The sequence below is a fragment of the Paenibacillus sp. IHB B 3415 genome (genome assembly GCF_000802655.2).
In the GTDB taxonomy this organism is placed as follows: domain Bacteria; phylum Bacillota; class Bacilli; order Paenibacillales; family Paenibacillaceae; genus Paenibacillus_AQ; species Paenibacillus_AQ phytohabitans.
In genome coordinates, this window is record NZ_JUEI01000061.1 from 28,715 (window position 1) to 46,771 (window position 18,057).

Consider the following 18,057-nt stretch of genomic DNA (forward strand, 5'->3'; position numbering starts at 1 on the left):
TGTCGGCAATGATCCACTTATAAAAAATAGCAGTTGGATAAACAACACTTAATCGGTCCGATTTCTGCTGAATCCATAAGGTTGCGCGGATTAAGTGTACTTTTTCCATCTGCTTACTCACAACCCTCCGTTTCGGCAGAATTAAGTGCCTTTTTTCCAACTCTTCCTGCCCTCCCCTCTCCCCACTAGCAAGTAGAAAAACTTTGCCATCCTTATAAAAGACGGTACCATTTCAGCGAGGGAATCGAAGGAGGATAATTAATAGCGTGAATCCTAGCCAAAGTTCTTTCGCTTTGCTTCTGGCATACCAATCATTCCTCACTAGCCCGCGCCTTAGCCTCCGCCTCCGTATATTCCTGGATGATCATACTGCCGCCGCTGGTCTGCCATTTCTCGACCTCCCCGGCGAACCCGTCCGCATCGATATTGCCCAGAATATAATTATAGGTAGCATCTACGATAATGGCTGACAGCTCGGCGTTCTTCTCATCATAGGTAGCGGAGGTTAAACGTACTGCCGGGTCATCGACCAGAAACTGCTCATTATCCTGGCTGAGCTGGTCGGCAAGGGCCGTCAGCTGTTCCTTCTGCGCGACCTCCATAATATTCTTGTTGCCGATATCGGCAATCATCAGGGAATAGAGCGGATTCACCTCAAATACACGCAGCTGGGAGGTTTCCTCTGGAAGGATCACCTTCCCCTCCCCATCAAGCAGATAATGCCGGCCCTCGAAGCCGTACACCATCAGGTTGGCTACATCCTTATCCATCGTGCGGTCAAAGAACCCGAGCACCTGCTTCAGTTCCTGCTCTGTGGCAATGGCTTTTTTGGAGAAAAGATACAGGCCGTTGTACTTGGGAATCGACCATACCTTGTACCCGTCCGGCCCCTTAATCCGGTTAATCAGGGTAAGCTCTGCCTGGGGATTAATTGCCTTGGCCTCAATCGAGAGCCGCTGCACGTCTGTCATGCTCCCGATGAATATCCCTGCCGTCCCGCGGATGAACTTATCCCGCTGTACATCCTTGCTCGTCAGGGCGAAATCCTGGTTGATAATCCCCTCGTTATATAATTTGCGCATGAAATTCATCGTGTCCATGTATTCAGAGGTGGCGAATTCCGGAATAAACCGGTTGTTCTCAATCTTCCAGTTATTCGGCGTGCCGAAATAAGAGCTTAACGTCTTGAATACCCCGTACACCAGGTCATTCCGGTCTACCAGTCCGAGGGTATCGGCTTTGCCGTTCCCGTCCGGATCATTATAGGTGAACTGCTTCATTACCTCGTACAGCTCATCCAGTGTCCCCGGCGGACTCAGGTGCAGATGCTCCAGCCAGTCCTTACGGATAATAATTCCCTGCCTGGAAGCGGGTCTTTCTGTATAGAGGCCATAAATCCCCCCGTCCACCGTGGTCTGCTTAAGGATAGAGGCGTCCAGCTGGCGCAGATTCGGGAACTCCTCCAAGTACGGGCCAATCTCCCAAAAAGCGTCGGAACGGATCATATTCTTGACCGGATTATAATCGGTGAATTTCACAAATGTAACTTTGCCGAGGGCACCGGTGGTCAGCGCCGTATTCATTTTGTCCGTGTACACGCCCTCCGGCACCCAGGTAATATTCAGCTGTGTCCCGGTCAATCTTTCAATCTCGGCGATAAGATCCTTGGAAGGGGTCTGCGGGAAATGCAGTGGCGCAAGAATTGAGATGGACGGCTTCTCTCCGGCAGTATCTGGAGGGGAAGATTGCCCCTCACTGCAAGCACTGAATAAACCGAACGAGAGTAGTAGAATAGAGCAGCATATAAGAGTCACCTGCCTGCCTGCCAATCCTTTGAACATTTCATAACCTCCTAAAATAGTAATATTTATATACAATAAGGCCCTATTTATTGAATAATTTAGCATGTGTAGTGATTATTAGAGAAAATGATTATTGCGGCACCAGATGATTATTGTTATTATCCTTCGTGATGCATACACTTAAAGCAGTGATTACGACTACTCATACAAAGGTGCTGAATCTGGTGAAATCCTTAAGCTTCTTAAGTAAATTAACGATGTTCGCGTTTGCAATCAGCATCCTGCCGGTGCTGTTCATTGGTTCTTTCTCTTATTTCACATCCTCCAAGGAAATTCAAAAAAATGTTAACGAAAGCAAAATGGAACTTATTTTACAAATTACCTCAAATGTAGAACATAAGCTTACCACTGTCAACCAGACCTTGAACCAGGTAGTGAACTCCTCTGTGCTGAAAAAAGCGCTCAATAATCCGCTAAATGTAACCGATTTCATTTTATATAATGACATAAGAAACGAAATCCGCAACATGCAATCTTTCGATACGAAGCTGGAGGATGTCATTCTATTAAATCAGCGGCAGAACTGGATGATCAAGAATTCCGGACTCTACCGCCTGAATGAATACCAGAATTACGAGCAGCTCACGAACCTGATGAATATTCAAGGCACATCGTCCTGGGTGCTGAATCCCTCCTCCCTGTTCTACAGCGAAGAGAGTATTAACGTTACCGGCTGCAATTACAGCATCAGCCTGATTAAGAAGCTCCCGACCACCAAGCTCCAGAAATACGGGCTCGCCATGGCCAATATTCCCGCCTGCAGTCTCCAGGACTTCATCAACTCCGATGTGCAGCCGCTGGACAGCATTATTATGCTGGACGAATCCGGACGGATTCTGCTCCATCCTGACCGTAACCTGATCGGCCAGCCCGCCGAAGCAGGGGGATTCACGGGCTTCCGGCGGATTGCCGCAGCAGCCGAGCCCTCCGGGCAATTCAAAACCGAAATCAACAAAGAAGATTATTCCATAACCTATATGCGCTCCCAGCTCAACGGCTGGATCTACCTGTCGGTAACTTCCATTGAGAGTCTGACCCGCGAATCCGGCAAAATCGGTACCTATACGGTATTTGTCTGTACATTCATGCTGCTGCTGTCTGTACTGCTGGCGTGGCTGGGCTCCCGGCGTATGTACACTCCGATCGAACGGCTGCTTAATCAGATGGGGCAACGCCGTCCCGGCCTGCGGGCAAGGCATACGGATGAATTCCAGCTCATCGGCGAGCAGGTGCATTCCCTGTTCCAATCCAAATCACAGCTGGAGAAAGAGGTCAGCCAGCACATCGGGCAGGTGCGGACCTTCTTCCTGATTCAAGCCTTTCAGGGCAATCTGAGGAAACGTGAGCTGCTGGAGGAACTGGAGCAATACGGGTACCGCAAGCAGGTGGAGGAATGGAAGACGATGGCTGTCATTACGCTGAGCATCGACTTCTCCGAGGAGAGCAGCTATGAGAAAAAGGATCTCAATCTGCTGTTATTCGCGGCGCATAATATGATTGAGGAATTGGTATCGGCGGATAACAGGTTAACCCCTGTGATGATGGGGCATGCCCTGGCGACCGTAATTGGCAGCAGTGACGGCAATACGGAATCTTTTCACCGTACGCTCTATGCTTTGACGGAGAAGCTGCAGCAGGAGATTAATAATTACCTGAAGCTGCAGGTCAGCATCGGGCTTAGTCTGCCGTTCCACTCTTTTGATAAAATGTCCATTGCCTACAGGGAAGGCCTGGAAGCCTTGAAGCACCGGATCACGCTCGGCAAAGGCATCATCATCCAGTACGAGAACATTAACTCCGGCAAGCATTATCTCAATCTGAACTACCCTACCCATACCGAAAATGACCTGATGGATGCCATCAAGCTGGCTGACAGCGATAAGGCGAAGGAACTGCTGCATAAGCTGTTCAAGTGTATTTTTGCGCTGGGGCTCTCACCGCAGGAATACCAGATTCCGCTGACGCGGCTGCTGAACAATACGCTCATTATGATGCAGGAATCGGGGATTACGCTGAATCAGATCTATCATGCCAACGGCTCATTGTTCGAAGAGCTGACCGATCTGCATATTGTTGCGGAGATTGAAGACTGGTTCTGGACCATCGTCATCCAGCCGGTCATCGTCATCTTCCACAGCAGGCAGAATGCCCAGTATCATAACATCTCCGAGAAGCTGATCGACATCGTCCAGCATGAGTATGACAAGGATCTGACGCTGGAGGAATGTGCTTCCCGGCTGCATTATAACGCCAACTATATCAGCAGTGTGTTCCGTAAGGAGACCCAGTATTACTTCAGTGACTACCTTACAATGTACCGCTTCAAAATGGCCAAGAAATGGCTGGAGGAAACCGATATGCCGGTGAAGGATATCGCCTCACGCCTAAGATACAATAACTCGCAGAACTTCATCCGCTCGTTCCGCAAGCAGGAAGGGATGACCCCCGGCCAGTACCGTGACAACTTCAGCTCGAAGCCTAAGGCTGTGCCCGATGATTATTAAGCGCAGGGTCCTCAGGTGCGGATTTGAGCTTGCGTGTTTTTCTTGACCGGATAAAGAACGTTATAAGTACGGCCAGAATCAGTAGGAGGCCGCCGCCAGCGATGGCAATATTCCTGATATCCGGCACGTATACAGCCAGACGCAGCGGCTCGGAATCCGCAAGTGAAATATGCCAGGTTAAGGTATTGCCGTCTTGTTCCGCCGCATTATTAGGCCCGTACAGATCATAGGGAATCGTTAATTTGAAATCAACGGAGAAGGTACCCATCAGCAGCCGCACAAGAGATTTTGGCACGCTTAAGCTACCGATGCCATCAATAATTTCATCCGAATAGGCGTTCAGCTTAGGCTGGGCCACTACATCGTAACGGGTATACAGCCATCTGTTTGTCTGCCCGACCTCCGCCTCCACAATATCGAGACTGCTGCCGCTGGACTGCAGCTCCTCGATCGAGGCATAGGATTTCCGAAACTGATATTCTGTAGATTTACCGCTTGCCGTTTTGTTCAGCTCAATCCCTGCGGCCGCGAGCCGTGTGGTCAGGAGCTCCTCTATTTTACCGCTGACCAGCTTCTCCGCCCGGGAATCCAGCAGCAGACTGAAGGCCAGATCGAGAGAACCGTTCTTCTTCACCGTCATATGGGCCGTCCCCTGCGCGCAGCCCGTGAGCAGCAGCACAAGCATCATCATCATTAGCACAGTCTTAACTTTGAATCCGTTCAAACCACGTACCTTCAACAACTTTCCCTCCATCCGTTGCCTGTTGCTATTGCTTAACGTAACCTTCCAGAGGCGAATCTCCTATCGTCGGGAAGGTCACAGAGTCAGCTTACCATATGCTCCTGTTGTGAGAAAAGAAAGATTAGCCTCAAGCTTATAGAAGCCCCCGGGGGGGGGGGGGGCTTTTTGCGTGCGCAGCACAAGTTATTTTTTCAAATGATAAGGCACAGTAGTAATGATTACATTTCTGCGGTACAGCAGATGCGCGCGGATCAGCAGGCTGGATTGGTTATGCAGGATGTTATGCCAGCCTTTCTTCGGAATGAATTGCGGAACGATTACAGTAACCTGATAATTCGATTCGCTTGCTTTGCGCTGGACGGTATCGATGAACTTGGTCAGCGGATGAATGATGCTGCGGTAGGGCGAATACAGTGTCACCAGCCGCACCTCGGGATGGAATTTCTTCCACTTCTCCTCGAATATCGCGTCATCCTCCCGCTCAAACGGAATGTGTACCGCAATAATCTGTTCGGCACCCAGCGACTTGGCATACCGCAGGGAGTTCTCCACTACATGCGTAATTCCGGCCACCGGCAGAATAATGATATTTCCTTCTATCGCCAGCGGCGGCTCGCCGCAGGTTGTGATCCGCAGCTGATCAGCCACCGATTCATAATGCTTGTGGATGCGGTAGAAGAACAGGATAATCAGCGGCAGGAAGACCAGCACCGGCCAGATCTGCGGGAATTTGGTCAGGAAGAACATAATGGTCACGATGAAGCTGATGAGCGCTCCAATCGTATTGATGATTAGCTTAGGCAGCCAGCCCTCCGGCTTCTGGCGGATCCATTTGACCATCATGCCGGTCTGTGAGAGCGTGAAGGGGATGAACACCCCTACCGCATACAGAGGAATCAGATGCTCGGTCCGTCCCTCAAAAGCAATGATCAGAATAATCGACAGGATACCGAGGCTGAGAATTCCGTTAGAGTAGCCCAGCCGGTCACCGCGGACCGTGAACATCCGGGGAATGAATTTATCCTTGGCCAGATTCACTGCCAGCAGCGGAAACGCGGAATATCCGGTATTGGCGGCCAGGACCAGAATCAGTGCCGTGGTCCCCTGAACGAAGAAATACATGAAGTTCCGGCCGAAGACCTGCTCGGCAATATCGGAAACCACCGTGACCTCTTCCCGTGGGGCAATTCCGTAATAATAAGCCAGGAAGACAATCCCTGAGAATAACAGCGCCAGCAGTATGCCCATCGCCACCAGTGTCTTGGCTGCATTGTTTGGTGCCGGAGCCCTGAAGTTCGGTATGGCGTTCGATATGGCCTCCACCCCTGTCAGCGCCGAGCTCCCTGAAGAGAAAGCCCGGAGCAGCAGGAACAAGCTCACTCCAGCCACTGGTGTACCCAGTGAGGTATGCAGCTCAGCAGGCACATTGCCGGTCACAATGTTGAACAAGCCAAGACCGATCATGATAAACATGGCAAGGACGAACAGATAAACCGGATAGGCCAGGAAGGACGCCGATTCGGTGACCCCCCGCAAATTCAGTGTTGTAATCAGAAGGACGAAGATGATAGCAATAATCACATTATAAGGATGAAGACCCGGAAAAGCTGAAGTAATGGCATCCGTTCCGGCGGATACACTTACCGCCACGGTCAATATATAGTCCACAAGCAGTGAGCCGCCGGCCACGAGACCCGGATACTTGCCCAGGTTCTCTTTGGATACCACATAGGCGCCACCCCCTTGGGGATAAGCAAAAATAATCTGCCTGTAGGAAAGTATCAGCGCCAGCAGCAGCACGAGTACCCCTATAGCGATAGGAATGGAATACCAGAAGGCTGCAGCACTAATCGTAATCAGCACCAGCAGAATCTGCTCTGGACCGTAAGCAACCGAAGACAAGGCATCCGAGGATAGAATGGCAAGAGCTTTGGTTTTGTTTAATTTCTGTTCGCCCAGTTGATCCGACTTCAGCGGCCGTCCAATCAGGAATCTTTTTACCGAAGACATCATCTCAGCTCACCGACTTTTTTTAAAGTTATATTACCCTTGGCGCTCAATTATAATCTGGCCTATAACTGGATGAAGACACTATATTTGCTGCGCCGCCTGGTTAATACCTTAATCCTTTTATAACATTCTGTATAGATGCAGATACCATAGACATTTTCAGTTTTAAGAATACTATCCACATATTTTCTATAATAACTGCACATACTTCCGAAACCATGCTTACCCCTGCTGACAAAACCACGGCAAAAAGACGAAGCAGGCATTCCGCTTCGTCCATTGTTGCTCCTATCCGCTTTTATATTCAGCAATCACCCGTTTACAGCTTTATAAGCGGCTTCATATTCGGAGATGATGGCATCGCCGCCGGATTTACGCCATTTTTCAACCTCCTGCTTAAATCCGCCCAGATCAATTTTTTCAAGAATGAACTTATACGTTGCATCTGTAATGATCTTCTGCAGCTCAGATCCCTCCGATGAGAAGGTAGGGGATTCAAGGGAATACATCGGATTAAGCACTGCATACTTTTCGTTCTCAAGAATCAGACGGGCCGCTTCTGTCCGGAGCGGATCGGCATCATGAATGGCATAACCGGGCTCCTTAGGACGTGAAGAAGAGAACGGCTGCACTTCCTGCTGCCACAGCTCTGTATTCGTTATAGTCACTGCTTTGTCTGCATCAATCGTGTAATGCACACCTTCGATTCCGTAAGTCATCAGCGCAAATACTTCCTCCGACATGATATCATTAACAAATTGCAGGATTTGCTTGAGCTCCGCTTCATCCTTGACTTCCGATTTAGGGAAGGAGAGCAGGCCGCCGACGCCGTTGCTTGAGCTCCAGATGGCCCGGTCAGCCTCATTGCCGGTGGAAGTAATATTGTTCACCATCACAAGCTCCATTTGATCCTGAATGCCTTTGGCCAGATTAAGCAGGTTCTTGCTGTCAAAGAGCGCTCCGACATAAATCCCCGCCTTCCCCTGGGCGAAGCCCTGCTGCTGGTCTGTCTTGGCCGTTACTGCAAAATCCTGATTGATGTAACCGCCCTTGTACAGCTCCTTCATGTATTCCATCGCCTTAACATAACCCTCAGACTCGAACTCCGGCGTAACTTTACCGCTATCATCCACATCCCAGCTGCTCGGAGTCCCGAAATAGGAGCCCAGCGTTTTGAATGCGCCGAATACCAGATCGCTCCGGTCAATGAAGCCCGTTGTATCTTTCGAACCATTCCCATCCGGGTCCTCTTCCGTAAACGCCTTCGCTACTTGCATTAATTCATCTGTTGTTTGGGGTACCTGGAGTCCGAGCTTATCCAGCCAGTCCTTGCGGAGAATAACGCCGTTTCTGGCAATATCCTTCACCATCGGGATACCGTACAGCTTACCTTCTATTGAAGCTGAGGTCCGCATATCCTGCGAGATCGCTGCGAGATTAGGGAATTCATCCAGGTAAGGACCGACATCCCAGAATACACCGGCCTTCAAGGCATTGCGCACCGAGGAATTCTCCAAAAGCGTAAGTGTGACGATATCCGCAAGTGAATCGGAAGCAAGCGCCGTATTGATCCGTTCCTCTTTGGAGGCGTCCGGGACCCAGGAGAAATCAAGCTCTGTATTCGTTATCTCCTCGATTTTATTCAGCACGGTATCGGTCGGCGGCGTGGTGGAATGGAGAATGTTCATCCAGCTGATTTTTGTCTTTGCTGCGGGTGCCGCCTTCCCGGCTTCATTCCCGGCTGTATTTGCAGCCTGCCCCGAATTTGCCGGCTCCTTGTTGCCGCATGCACTCAGTACCAGAGCCCCGCTAACAGCAAGCACTGCTAATTTGCTAACTTTTTTGTTCATACCTTTTCCCCTTTTCGGATTGTTGGACTGGCCTGTATCTTCCTCTCCCCCGCTAACGGGGAGCAAGAATTCATCGTTTGCATTACAGTGAAGTACACCTATTAGTAAACTCCGTCTTCGCCCATCTTTTTGGCCAGCTTGTTCGACAGCATGACGAGAATCAGACCAACAACCCCTTTGAACAGGCCAACGGTTGTACTGAAGCTGAGCTGACCGTTCTTCAGACCGGCGGTGTAAATATAGGTATCGAAGATTTCCCCCACTTCACGGTTCAGAGAGTTGATCAGCAGATACATATGCTCAAAGCCAAGATCCAGCGTATGCCCGATTTTGAGGATTAGCAGGGTGATGATTACCGGACGGATCGCCGGCAGCGTGACATGCCACGTTTTGCGCAGCCTTCCCGCTCCGTCCATTTCTGCTGCTTCATATAACTGGGTGTCTACTACCGTAATCGCCGCCAGATAGATGATGGTCGACCAGCCCAGCTCTTTCCAGATAATCTGTCCGATATAGATGACGCGAAGCCACTCCGGGGAAGTAAGGAAGCTGATCTTCTGGCCGCCGAGTGCGGCAATGGCCTCGTTAAGCACCCCGCCGTCCACATTCATAAATACATAGGAGATGGATACGATAATTACCCACGACAGGAAATGCGGAATATAAATGATCGTCTGCACCACATTCTTGAACATCTTGCTGCGGACCTCATTCAGCATCAGCGAGAGTATAATCGGCAGCGGAAAAAAGATCACCAGGTTCAGCGCAAACAGGATCAGTGTATTCCTGAGCAGCATAAGAAAGGTTGGCTCCGTGAACAGGCGGACAAAATGCTTGAAGCCGACCCACGGGCTTCCTCCAATGCCAAGGTACGGCTGATAATCCTGAAAGGAGATCACCAGGCCCCCCATCGGCAGGTATTTAAAGATTACAAAATACACAAACCCCGGCAGGATCATCAGATATAACAGCTTGTTTCTTTTTAGACTCAGCAGACTGTGTCCGCTCCGCTTCTTCCTTGCCATTGACGGGTTTGATTCCATCACGGCGATATTTGCTTCCTTCACCAGCTCGGCCTCCTTGAACGCGTTTCTTTACGCCTCAAGCTTAAGATTGTTAGCGGATTACGTATATAATCATTACCTACTCTGATCGGTTAAACCGCGCCGCTGCAAGCTTTGCCGGAGCATCACCCCTTGCAGGGATACCCATCATGGATAAAGATTATAGCCTGCTGCTCCCCCTATTCTGCCCTCCGGCAAAGCCGTAGCTAATGATTATATACGGAATGAATCTGCCTTGTTACAGTGTCATTGAAACGATTACAAGGAGGATAACCGCATGGCGCAATCTACATCATCATTCAAAAAAGAAACGGTGGGCGGCCGACTGTTCACCATCGTCAATACCACCCTGCTGGCACTCATTGCCCTGATCTGCCTTTTTCCCTTTATTAATGTTTTTGCCAGCTCCTTTGCTTCGACTCAGGAGGTTGTAGAGAAGACGTTCGTCTTGTTCCCTGCCACCTTTTCATTGGATGCTTACCGTTTTATCCTGTCTACCCCTACTATTTTTAGAGGCCTCGGCGTGTCTATCGGGGTCACGGCCGCCGGAACTGTATTTAGTATGATTCTTACCACACTGATGGCTTATGGCTTATCCCGCAAATATCTGGCAGGCAGAGATTTCATTAACTTCGTAGTGGTCTTCTCCATGCTGTTCAGCGGAGGAATGATTCCAACCTTTCTGGTGGTCAAAATGTTCGGACTGATCGACACCTACGGGTCCATGATTATCCCGTCAGCGGTCAACGCCTTCAATCTGATCATTATGCGCAACTTCTTCCAGGCGCTCCCGGAAGGGCTGGAGGAATCGGCCAAGATCGACGGCTCCAATGATTTTGGTGTACTCTTTAAAATCATGCTGCCGCTGGCGCTGCCTTCCATTGCTACCCTCTCCTTATTCTACGGAGTGGCCTATTGGAACACATATATGACTGCTGTCCTGTACATCAATGATTCGGTCAAGTGGCCGATTCAGGTGCTGCTGCGCCAGATTGTTATCGTGTCCAGCGGGATGCAGGGGGACAACGCCTCAGTGGATATTGTGCCGCCGGCCCAGACGATTAAAATGGCCGTGATCGTAGTCGCTACTGTGCCTATGCTGGCAGCCTACCCGTTTGTACAAAAGCACTTCACCAAAGGTGCCATGCTGGGAGCGGTCAAAGGCTGACCAGCCCGGGCTCAGAGGTATGACCTGAGTATATAAAAGCTTACCTTGCCGGATAAACCAAACAGCCAGCCCTCTTCACCGGGGGCTGGCTGTTTGCTGTCCGTGGGCCTTGTTATTTCTCCTGCTTCATCGCCCGGTAAGCTCCCGGGGTGACATGCTCCTTCTTGCGGAAGGAGCGGATGAAGTTCTGCGGATTATGATACTGGAGACGTTCGCCGATCTCTTTGACCGTCATATCGCTTTCTGCCAGCCATTTCTTGGCCGTCTCCAGCCGGTAGCCCATCAGATATTCGCTGAAGGTCATCCCGAACTCCTTCTTGAAGATACTGCTCAAGTAGTTCGGGCTGTAATGCAGGCGCTCGCCGATCAGCTCAAGCGACAGCTCCTGATCATATTCCGTCCGTACAATGCCCGCAATCTGGTCAGACAGGCCGCGGAACTGGCGGGTGGTCTTCTCCTTCATACAGGCCACCATCGGGTGAATAACCTCTTTCACCAGGATGCGTTCAATCTCTTCCGGATTGCGGATATCCAGCAGCCGGTGGTACAGGGCGTAATTATCCTGGGTCAGCAGCACCTCTACACCGATCAGCTGTTCCAGCTGAATCAGGTTGTTCACGAAGCGGATCAGGGTAACCTCGAAGTTGAGCGGGTTCTTGCTGTGCTTCATCATCTCCCCGAGCAGCGGATAGAGTGAACGGGATACCCGTTCTTCATCACCAAGCCGGATCGCATCGAACAGCTGCGATTCCAGCTCCGAAGGGTAATGCAGCAGCACCGGGCCTGAAATCACCTGCGAGATATCCTCATAAAAGATAATCGACTCCTTCCCCAGATTCAGCCGGTGATGCAGCGCCTGCTTGCTCATCTCGCAGGCTTCCCTGCTGCCGGTCAGGTCGGTGTAGAACCGGCTGATGCCGACGCTGACCGAGAGCTTGAGCAGGTCCCTCACGGTCTTGATGATCCGTTTGGCATCCTCCAGAACCTGCTTGCGGTTCTCCTGCTCGCTTGCACCCTCAAAGACCAGGATCGTTGCCTGCGTCTTGTCATTGAGCAGAATTGGAATCATTCTCCGCGTAGCCGGAACCAGCTCTTCCACCAGCTTGTTCACGGCAACAAGCAGCAGGTTCTTATCGTTGGCCTGCCGTTCCCCGTAATTATCGAGCTGGATCAGCATCGTGGCGAAATGCGTATGCTCCGTAAGCGAATACCCGAAGCGGGCCATATTATGCTCCAGCTCTTCCGCCGACATGCTGCCCCGGAACAGGTTCAGGATACACTGGGTTTCCAGCTGCGGCATTTCCTGCTCCAGCAGCCCCTCCAGACTCTCTTTCTCCGACAGGATCGTATCAATCGACGTAATAATCCAGTCAATCTCATCCTTGGGCGCGGGCTGGCCCTCCCCGGAGAGCTTCCGCTGGATCTTCTGGATACGCCTGGTGAAATGAAGCGCCGTGCTATAAGCTACAGCCACAATCAGCAGCGTAATTATCAGGATCATCATAATCAGGCCGAACCTTGTAGCCTTCAGCGCATCCGAGATCTCCTTCTGTTCCAGCAGCGTCACATAGATCCAATTGTTATAGGAAGACTTCGCGTAGATGGCTTTAATCTTCTGATGATTGGCCCTCTCCAGCGGCACAATGCCCGCCGGTCCGCCGGTACCTGCAAGCTTCGTAACCCGGCTGAGCTGTTCTCCGGTCAACAGATTCTCTCCCGATGCCGGGTCTGGTTCATAGAGTGTATCCCCTTGCCGGTTCAGCAGAAATACAGGCGTGTTGTCTTCCGTCTGCAGAGTACGCCGGAGCGACTGAAGTGAAATATCGGATAAAGCAATCGCCTGCTTCGTCTGGGAGAAGACCGGCAGGGTGTTCACAAAACGGATGCCTTTATCTGTCTTAATCCAGAAGAGCGACTGCTTTTGATTATCGATATAACTCTCGTACAGGCTCTTCCGGTCTTCGCCGTTTAAATAGGTAAGCCGCCCATTGGAGATCTGCCAATTTTGCTCCAGGCTGATCAGTGAATACTCCACACCGTCCATCCCCAGGGAGGCAATATAATTCAGCTGTGTGTTGACATTGCGGTATGCCTGAAAGTCTGATTCAGTAATCGGATTCCGGATGACTTCGCTGAAGGAATTCGTAGTGCTGTACGTATTGAAGGCATATTCAATGGTTTCAATTTTTTGTTCAAGCGTATTCTTAATCTGGTTAATCAGGCTCTTCTTGCCGTCTGCGACCCGCTCGATAACAGAATGGTTGGTTGTCATATAAATATAGCTGCCGAAGCTGATGACCAGGCCGATGCCAAGCACCAGAATCGGAATGAAAATCTTATAAAACATCCTGCCCTTTTTCATAGATAGGCTCCTTCAAATATGTAATCATTTTCAATTATAGCGCTTTCATATCTTGAATTCCAAGAAATTTTAACGTGTGCATTTTCTCTTCTGCAACTAGCCGAGTGTACACCTCTCAAGGCTGGATTCATTCGCAGGCAACACAAACAGGCCCGCCGGAAGCCTCCGGGAACCTTGGATTAACGCCTTCTACCATGACAACCTATGAATACGCTTGGACGCCCGGCAGCAGCTGCAGTCTCAGAGCCAATCCTCTGTAAGCAGCTTCCGCAATACCTCCACCTGATCCTTGCCGATCCGGGCCGCGATCTCCGACTCAATATCCTGCTTGATCTCCAGCATACTCCTGCACACCTCAGCCCCCCGCGGAGTAAGCACGATATGCTTGTCCCGGCTGTTCCCCTCTACAATCGCCGTGTCCACATACCCTCCAGCCAGCAGATTGTTGATCGTTTTCTGCGTCCCCTGGCGGGAAATGCTGATCAGCCTGCTAATCTCCGAAATGGACAGCATGACGTGCAGCTCAAGCATTGCAAGAATATGTGTTTCGGTCTTATTGAGCTTCTCCCCGCTCGCCATATTCACCCTGTCCCGCAGAACCTTGTGCTTCTCGCTGATTAAATCGACCAGGTTCAAACCAAGGATATACTCTTTCATCAAAATGTCCTCCAATATATACATGCAATTTGGCGTTAGCGTGAAATCATTAACGATATAAGCTGGACTTAAGCAGCTAAAGCAGAACCGGAGCTTAGGATGCTAACTAAGGCTGAACTTAAGGGGCTAATTAAAATCTTGCACAAAATACAACAATCCCCTCTTAATATCGGGTGTAGTCGGAAATTGTTGTATAAAAGGCAGCATTCCTCCCTTATTCAAGCGGCTAAGCAGGGAAATTCTTGTATTTCATACAACAATCCTTACGAATCTGCCATTATCCATAGGTCCAAGTTGCACTACGTACAACATTTACGCCTATCTTTACAAGTGAACTTAAGTCGCTCGTATAGCCAGCTACAGACCCATCCGGTTAACCCTTGCTGCCCACCCGCCTGCCCGCTTGTTCGCTTGTCCGTTTGTTTGCCTGTCCGCTTATCCGCCTGCCCGACCGTAATATGCAATGCTTGTTCCGTCCCCTATTAACCAGTTACTTGTATAAGATGCACTTAAGATTTGAACTTGAAGTTTAGTCGTCACTGCGGTGAACATTTGGACTTCCGGCCGCGAACACCAGATTTCTTGATCTAATCCGCTGTTCGCAGCCCAAATCCGTTGACAAAGGCGATCGCTATCGCTCCTACAGTTCCAAATTTCTCCTTCGCTTCTTTTCGCTTTTCGTTAGTTTCTTTAGTGATTTTATCCAGATCGATAATTGTCAACTAGGTTGACAATATCCACACCCCCTGCTACTATAAGTGAGGTTTGAAAAACTTATATTTAAGGGAGTTTGAGAAATGGGCAGCAATAAAAAAGAAGCTTTAATTTTCACCAGCCTCATGTGCTTTTTCATGGTCGTTTTCATGTCTTTTTATAATGTAATCATCTCTAACGGATTCAATAACAGACTGTTCGCCGATGTGGCGATTGGTCTGCTGCCGGCACTTGCCGTTGCCTTGTTCTGCGATATTATTATAGTCAGTAAAATCGCCAAAGGCCTGGCCTTCAAAATCGTGAAGCCTTCCGCCCCGATGATCCGGAAAGTACTGACGATCTCGTGCTTCATGGTCTGCGGAATGGTTATCCTCATGTCTCTATATGGCACACTAGCACACTTCGGATTCGGGGACAACTTTTTCCGTCATTACTTCTCTGTCCTGGGACTCAACTTCATCTGTGCCTTGCCGCTGCAGCTGATTGTTGTCGGTCCGCTGACCCGTTTCCTGTTCACCCGGATGTTTCCGGCTCCGGCTGCAGCACATAGCGCCTGACATTTGCTTGATTTAACCAGTCTGCGGGTAATAATGGATATCTTTCACAACTGGATTGAATCAGCCAATAGAAAGGATGTTGTGCCATGCTCAGCCGAAAGGATGGTATCTCTCTTCTCCTACTAGTCGTGGCTCTTGTACTGATTAACTGGTTTGGCCGTTCACTCGATGCCCGGTTCTGGACGTATTTCACTCTGTTCGCCAATTGTATTCTCGTTCAGGGTGTATTCATTACACTCACGAATGTGTTCAAGGCGAGACTGAACCGCAAAGCTTCCAAAGGGCTCATTCTGTTGTCGCTCCTCACAGGTCTGATTTCATTCGTAATTATCTTCTCTTCTGCTATGGATCTGGTGAACCAGATCTTCCTTGTCATCATCCAGATGCTGATCACTTATGCGGAGGCCATATTGCTCCGGCGGGAATTCAGGGCAGATGAAGGCCGGAAAATCTAAGCTTGGCTGCCGCTATCCGGTGGCGCAAATAAAGGGTGTTCCACAAGCTATTTCCCAGCTGGTGGAACACCCTTATCAGGTTTAACTCTTCCGCTTCATTGTTCGCAAGCTCCAGCCGCAGCTCCAGCGCCGAATCCTTGCTGCTGACATTCTGGCGTTCACCTGGAGTCAACAGCATATCCGGCATAGCCTTAGTTTCCCCCGAAATACCGGTCCAGCTCAGCTACAGGCTGCTGGCGGATCAACATGCGGCCTTCTGCCGCATCATGCAGCGTCAGTACCCGCGGAATCGTCATCGCTCCGCGCTAGCCCTGGCTTGGAATATGATTGGCATACCGCCAGTTGCTCATCCAGCCGATGAGGATTCTCCGCCCGTCCGCAGCCGGAATGTCGGAGAAGCTGACCCCCGCGTAGTTATCCTTGCCATAATCCAGCCAGCGGATGTCGCTGTGCTCGGGCGTGAACACGGAGCCGTCGAACTCACCGACGAAATATTGCGTCCGCGAGCCGTATCTCTGCCCGCTGTCATCACCGATACTGACCAGCAGCACCCACTTGCTGTCTCCTGTCCCTTCAACCGGGAGCTGGAACAGGTCCGGGTATTCCCATACCGCATCATGAGAGCCTGCACCGTCACCGAATTCGCTTTCCAGACGCCACTCCCGCAGATTCGGGGAGGAGTAGAACGTAATCGTCTGATCCGTCGCCAGCACCATAATCCATTTTCCGTGAGCTTCGGACCAGAATACCTTCGGGTCACGAAAATCCGCCGTGGAAGGATGAGTCAGCACCGGGTTGCCTGCATACTTGATCCAGGTCCGGCCGTTGTCATGGCTGTAGGCCAGGCTCTGTCTCTGCACGGCAGGCGACGTTTCCGCCTTCATCTGCGCCAATGACTTCATCGCGATCCGTGTGATGAAATCGCTTAAGAACAGAGAAATCAAGGTGCCGGAAGTGGTTGCGGTCTACGGCTTCGACGATGCCTCGGAATCCCGGATCATCGAACCCCATCTGACGACGGTACATATTTACAGCACATATGGGGATTGTCTCTGCCGAGATGCTGCTCTCCAGAATCAAGGACCCTGCCAAGCCCTATCAGGTGTCGCATGTCGCCACCGATGTTGTATTCAGAGACTCCACCCCCGTTCCGAACTAATTCTGCTGGAGGTGATTTTACAGTTAAACCATATAGTACAGTGCTTTGCGTGGGCGAGTTGCTCACTGATTTCTTTTGCACCGATGTGGATGTCAGCCTGACCGAAGGCAGGCACTTCTCCAAGCAGGCCGGCGGGGCACCGGCGAACGTAAGTGCAGCCATTGCCCGGCTTGGCGGCCAATCCGCCTTCCTCGCAAAGTCGGAGCCAATCCCTTCGGCCTCTTCCTGAAGCAGACGCTGGAGGAGTAGAAGGTTGACACCTCGATGCTGCTGCTCGACGCCGCAACGCCGACTACCCTGGCCTTCGTCTCACTCGCGGCGAATGGAGAACGCGATTTCGTATTTGACCGCGGCGCCGACCGGCTGCTGAGCCTGGAAGAGCTGGACCGGGCAGCCATCCGTGAGGCGGCCATGCTTCATTTCGGCTCGGCGACAGCCCTGCTGGCCGAGCCCTTCCGCGAAGTTTATGTGACGCTCATGGATGAAGCGAAGGCGAATGGGCAATATATCTCCTTCGACCCCAACTACCGGGGTGACCTGTGGAACGGACGGCAGGAGGAATTCATCCCGCTGTCCAGAGCAGGTATCTCCAAGGCCGATCCGGTGAAGGTCAGCGACGAGGATCTGCAGATTATTACGGGCGAAGCGGACCGCGATGCCGCCCTTGATCTGCTGCATGAATGGGGAGCCGGGGCAGTAGCCGTCACTCTGGGCAAAGACGGCACCCTGATCTCCTCCCCGGATTCCCGTATGCTGATTCCGAGCAGCTCCGTGAAATCCATTGATTCTACCGGAGCCGGAGACGCGTTCGTCTGAGCCCTGCTCGGCCAGATCATCCAGCTGGCACATCCGGCTGAGTTCACCCGGAGCGCGGAGCTGTAGCAGACGTTCGTGACCTTCGCCAATCAGGTAGGCGCAATAGTCTGTACCAAGGTTGGTTGGGGCCATCGCCG

At 50.9% G+C, this 18,057-nt stretch carries 14 protein-coding genes and 2 pseudogenes; 6 read left to right on the top strand and 10 right to left on the bottom strand.

All coding sequences use genetic code 11. From position 1 onward, the window contains the following. Positions 1–311 precede the first annotated feature (311 nt). Positions 312–1,841, bottom strand: coding sequence for an extracellular solute-binding protein (locus QW71_RS24850; RefSeq protein ID WP_047013966.1), 1,530 nt, complete (start codon positions 1,839–1,841; stop codon positions 312–314). Between the two features lie 185 nt (positions 1,842–2,026). Between QW71_RS24850 and QW71_RS24855 the strand changes: the two genes are divergently transcribed. Continuing rightward, complete coding sequence (locus QW71_RS24855) at positions 2,027–4,366, top strand: helix-turn-helix domain-containing protein (protein ID WP_039305465.1); 2,340 nt, start codon at positions 2,027–2,029, stop codon at positions 4,364–4,366. Here QW71_RS24855 and QW71_RS24860 read toward each other — a convergent pair. The 5 genes from QW71_RS24860 to QW71_RS24875 form a co-directional block, all read right to left on the bottom strand. Next, positions 4,341–5,105, bottom strand: a complete 765-nt coding sequence (locus tag QW71_RS24860) for a DUF3153 domain-containing protein (protein ID WP_039305389.1) — start codon at positions 5,103–5,105, stop codon at positions 4,341–4,343. The genes QW71_RS24855 and QW71_RS24860 overlap by 26 nt on opposite strands. A 186-nt stretch (positions 5,106–5,291) precedes the next feature. Then, on the bottom strand, positions 5,292–7,121 hold the full coding sequence (locus QW71_RS24865) for an APC family permease (RefSeq protein WP_039305390.1): 1,830 nt from the start codon (positions 7,119–7,121) through the stop codon (positions 5,292–5,294). A 100-nt stretch (positions 7,122–7,221) separates the two neighbouring features. Next, the gene (locus tag QW71_RS40610; RefSeq protein ID WP_160311841.1) at positions 7,222–7,398 is read right to left on the bottom strand and encodes a hypothetical protein; all 177 of its coding nucleotides are present in this window, start codon (positions 7,396–7,398) and stop codon (positions 7,222–7,224) included. A gap of 31 nt (positions 7,399–7,429) precedes the next feature. Further along, positions 7,430–8,968, bottom strand: a complete 1,539-nt coding sequence (locus QW71_RS24870) for an extracellular solute-binding protein (RefSeq protein ID WP_039305392.1) — start codon at positions 8,966–8,968, stop codon at positions 7,430–7,432. A 101-nt stretch (positions 8,969–9,069) separates the two neighbouring features. Further along, positions 9,070–9,993, bottom strand: a complete 924-nt coding sequence (locus QW71_RS24875; protein WP_371916330.1) for an ABC transporter permease — start codon at positions 9,991–9,993, stop codon at positions 9,070–9,072. Positions 9,994–10,309: 316 nt separating this feature from the next. Here QW71_RS24875 and QW71_RS24880 point away from each other — a divergent pair, with 316 nt between their 5' ends. Beyond that, the gene (locus QW71_RS24880) at positions 10,310–11,200 is read left to right on the top strand and encodes a carbohydrate ABC transporter permease (RefSeq protein WP_039305394.1); all 891 of its coding nucleotides are present in this window, start codon (positions 10,310–10,312) and stop codon (positions 11,198–11,200) included. A gap of 112 nt (positions 11,201–11,312) precedes the next feature. Here QW71_RS24880 and QW71_RS24885 read toward each other — a convergent pair whose 3' ends face one another. Then, complete coding sequence (locus QW71_RS24885) at positions 11,313–13,562, bottom strand: helix-turn-helix domain-containing protein (RefSeq protein WP_039305396.1); 2,250 nt, start codon at positions 13,560–13,562, stop codon at positions 11,313–11,315. Between the two features lie 240 nt (positions 13,563–13,802). Then, positions 13,803–14,219, bottom strand: coding sequence for a MarR family winged helix-turn-helix transcriptional regulator (locus QW71_RS24890; RefSeq protein WP_039305398.1), 417 nt, complete (start codon positions 14,217–14,219; stop codon positions 13,803–13,805). Positions 14,220–15,016: 797 nt separating this feature from the next. On the opposite strand from QW71_RS24890, the gene QW71_RS24895 reads away from it, so the two are divergent. Next, positions 15,017–15,490, top strand: a complete 474-nt coding sequence (locus QW71_RS24895) for a DUF2798 domain-containing protein (protein ID WP_039305400.1) — start codon at positions 15,017–15,019, stop codon at positions 15,488–15,490. A gap of 86 nt (positions 15,491–15,576) precedes the next feature. Beyond that, the gene (locus QW71_RS24900) at positions 15,577–15,945 is read left to right on the top strand and encodes a hypothetical protein (RefSeq protein ID WP_039305402.1); all 369 of its coding nucleotides are present in this window, start codon (positions 15,577–15,579) and stop codon (positions 15,943–15,945) included. Here the strand turns inward: QW71_RS24900 and QW71_RS39990 are convergent. After that, positions 15,917–16,132, bottom strand: a complete 216-nt coding sequence (locus QW71_RS39990) for a hypothetical protein (protein ID WP_039305405.1) — start codon at positions 16,130–16,132, stop codon at positions 15,917–15,919. The two genes, QW71_RS24900 and QW71_RS39990, sit on opposite strands and share 29 nt — an antisense overlap. Positions 16,133–16,250: 118 nt before the next feature. After that, positions 16,251–16,847, bottom strand: a complete 597-nt coding sequence (locus QW71_RS39185; RefSeq protein ID WP_306766065.1) for a glycoside hydrolase family 32 protein — start codon at positions 16,845–16,847, stop codon at positions 16,251–16,253. Here QW71_RS39185 and QW71_RS39190 point away from each other — a divergent pair. Further along, a pseudogene (locus tag QW71_RS39190) lies at positions 16,819–17,104 on the top strand (substrate-binding domain-containing protein); the annotation flags it as partial. The gene QW71_RS39185 and the pseudogene QW71_RS39190 overlap by 29 nt on opposite strands. Further along, a pseudogene (locus QW71_RS39195) lies at positions 17,067–17,983 on the top strand (carbohydrate kinase); the annotation flags it as partial. The pseudogenes QW71_RS39190 and QW71_RS39195, both read left to right, overlap by 38 nt. Between the last annotated feature and the right edge of the window lie 74 nt (positions 17,984–18,057).

Bases quoted from the DNA above. Each gene is read 5' to 3' on its own strand.
- QW71_RS24850 (WP_047013966.1), bottom strand. From the start codon at position 1,841: ATGTTCAAAGGATTGGCAGGCAGGCAGGTGACTCTTATATGCTGCTCT.
- QW71_RS24865 (WP_039305390.1), bottom strand. From the start codon at position 7,121: ATGATGTCTTCGGTAAAAAGATTCCTGATTGGACGGCCGCTGAAGTCG.
- QW71_RS40610 (WP_160311841.1), bottom strand. From the start codon at position 7,398: ATGGACGAAGCGGAATGCCTGCTTCGTCTTTTTGCCGTGGTTTTGTCA.
- QW71_RS24870 (WP_039305392.1), bottom strand. From the start codon at position 8,968: ATGAACAAAAAAGTTAGCAAATTAGCAGTGCTTGCTGTTAGCGGGGCT.
- QW71_RS24875 (WP_371916330.1), bottom strand. From the start codon at position 9,993: ATGGCAAGGAAGAAGCGGAGCGGACACAGTCTGCTGAGTCTAAAAAGA.
- QW71_RS24880 (WP_039305394.1), top strand. From the start codon at position 10,310: ATGGCGCAATCTACATCATCATTCAAAAAAGAAACGGTGGGCGGCCGA.
- QW71_RS24885 (WP_039305396.1), bottom strand. From the start codon at position 13,562: ATGAAAAAGGGCAGGATGTTTTATAAGATTTTCATTCCGATTCTGGTG.
- QW71_RS24890 (WP_039305398.1), bottom strand. From the start codon at position 14,219: ATGAAAGAGTATATCCTTGGTTTGAACCTGGTCGATTTAATCAGCGAG.
- QW71_RS24895 (WP_039305400.1), top strand. From the start codon at position 15,017: ATGGGCAGCAATAAAAAAGAAGCTTTAATTTTCACCAGCCTCATGTGC.
- QW71_RS24900 (WP_039305402.1), top strand. From the start codon at position 15,577: ATGCTCAGCCGAAAGGATGGTATCTCTCTTCTCCTACTAGTCGTGGCT.
- QW71_RS39990 (WP_039305405.1), bottom strand. From the start codon at position 16,132: ATGCCGGATATGCTGTTGACTCCAGGTGAACGCCAGAATGTCAGCAGC.
- QW71_RS39185 (WP_306766065.1), bottom strand. From the start codon at position 16,847: ATGAAGTCATTGGCGCAGATGAAGGCGGAAACGTCGCCTGCCGTGCAG.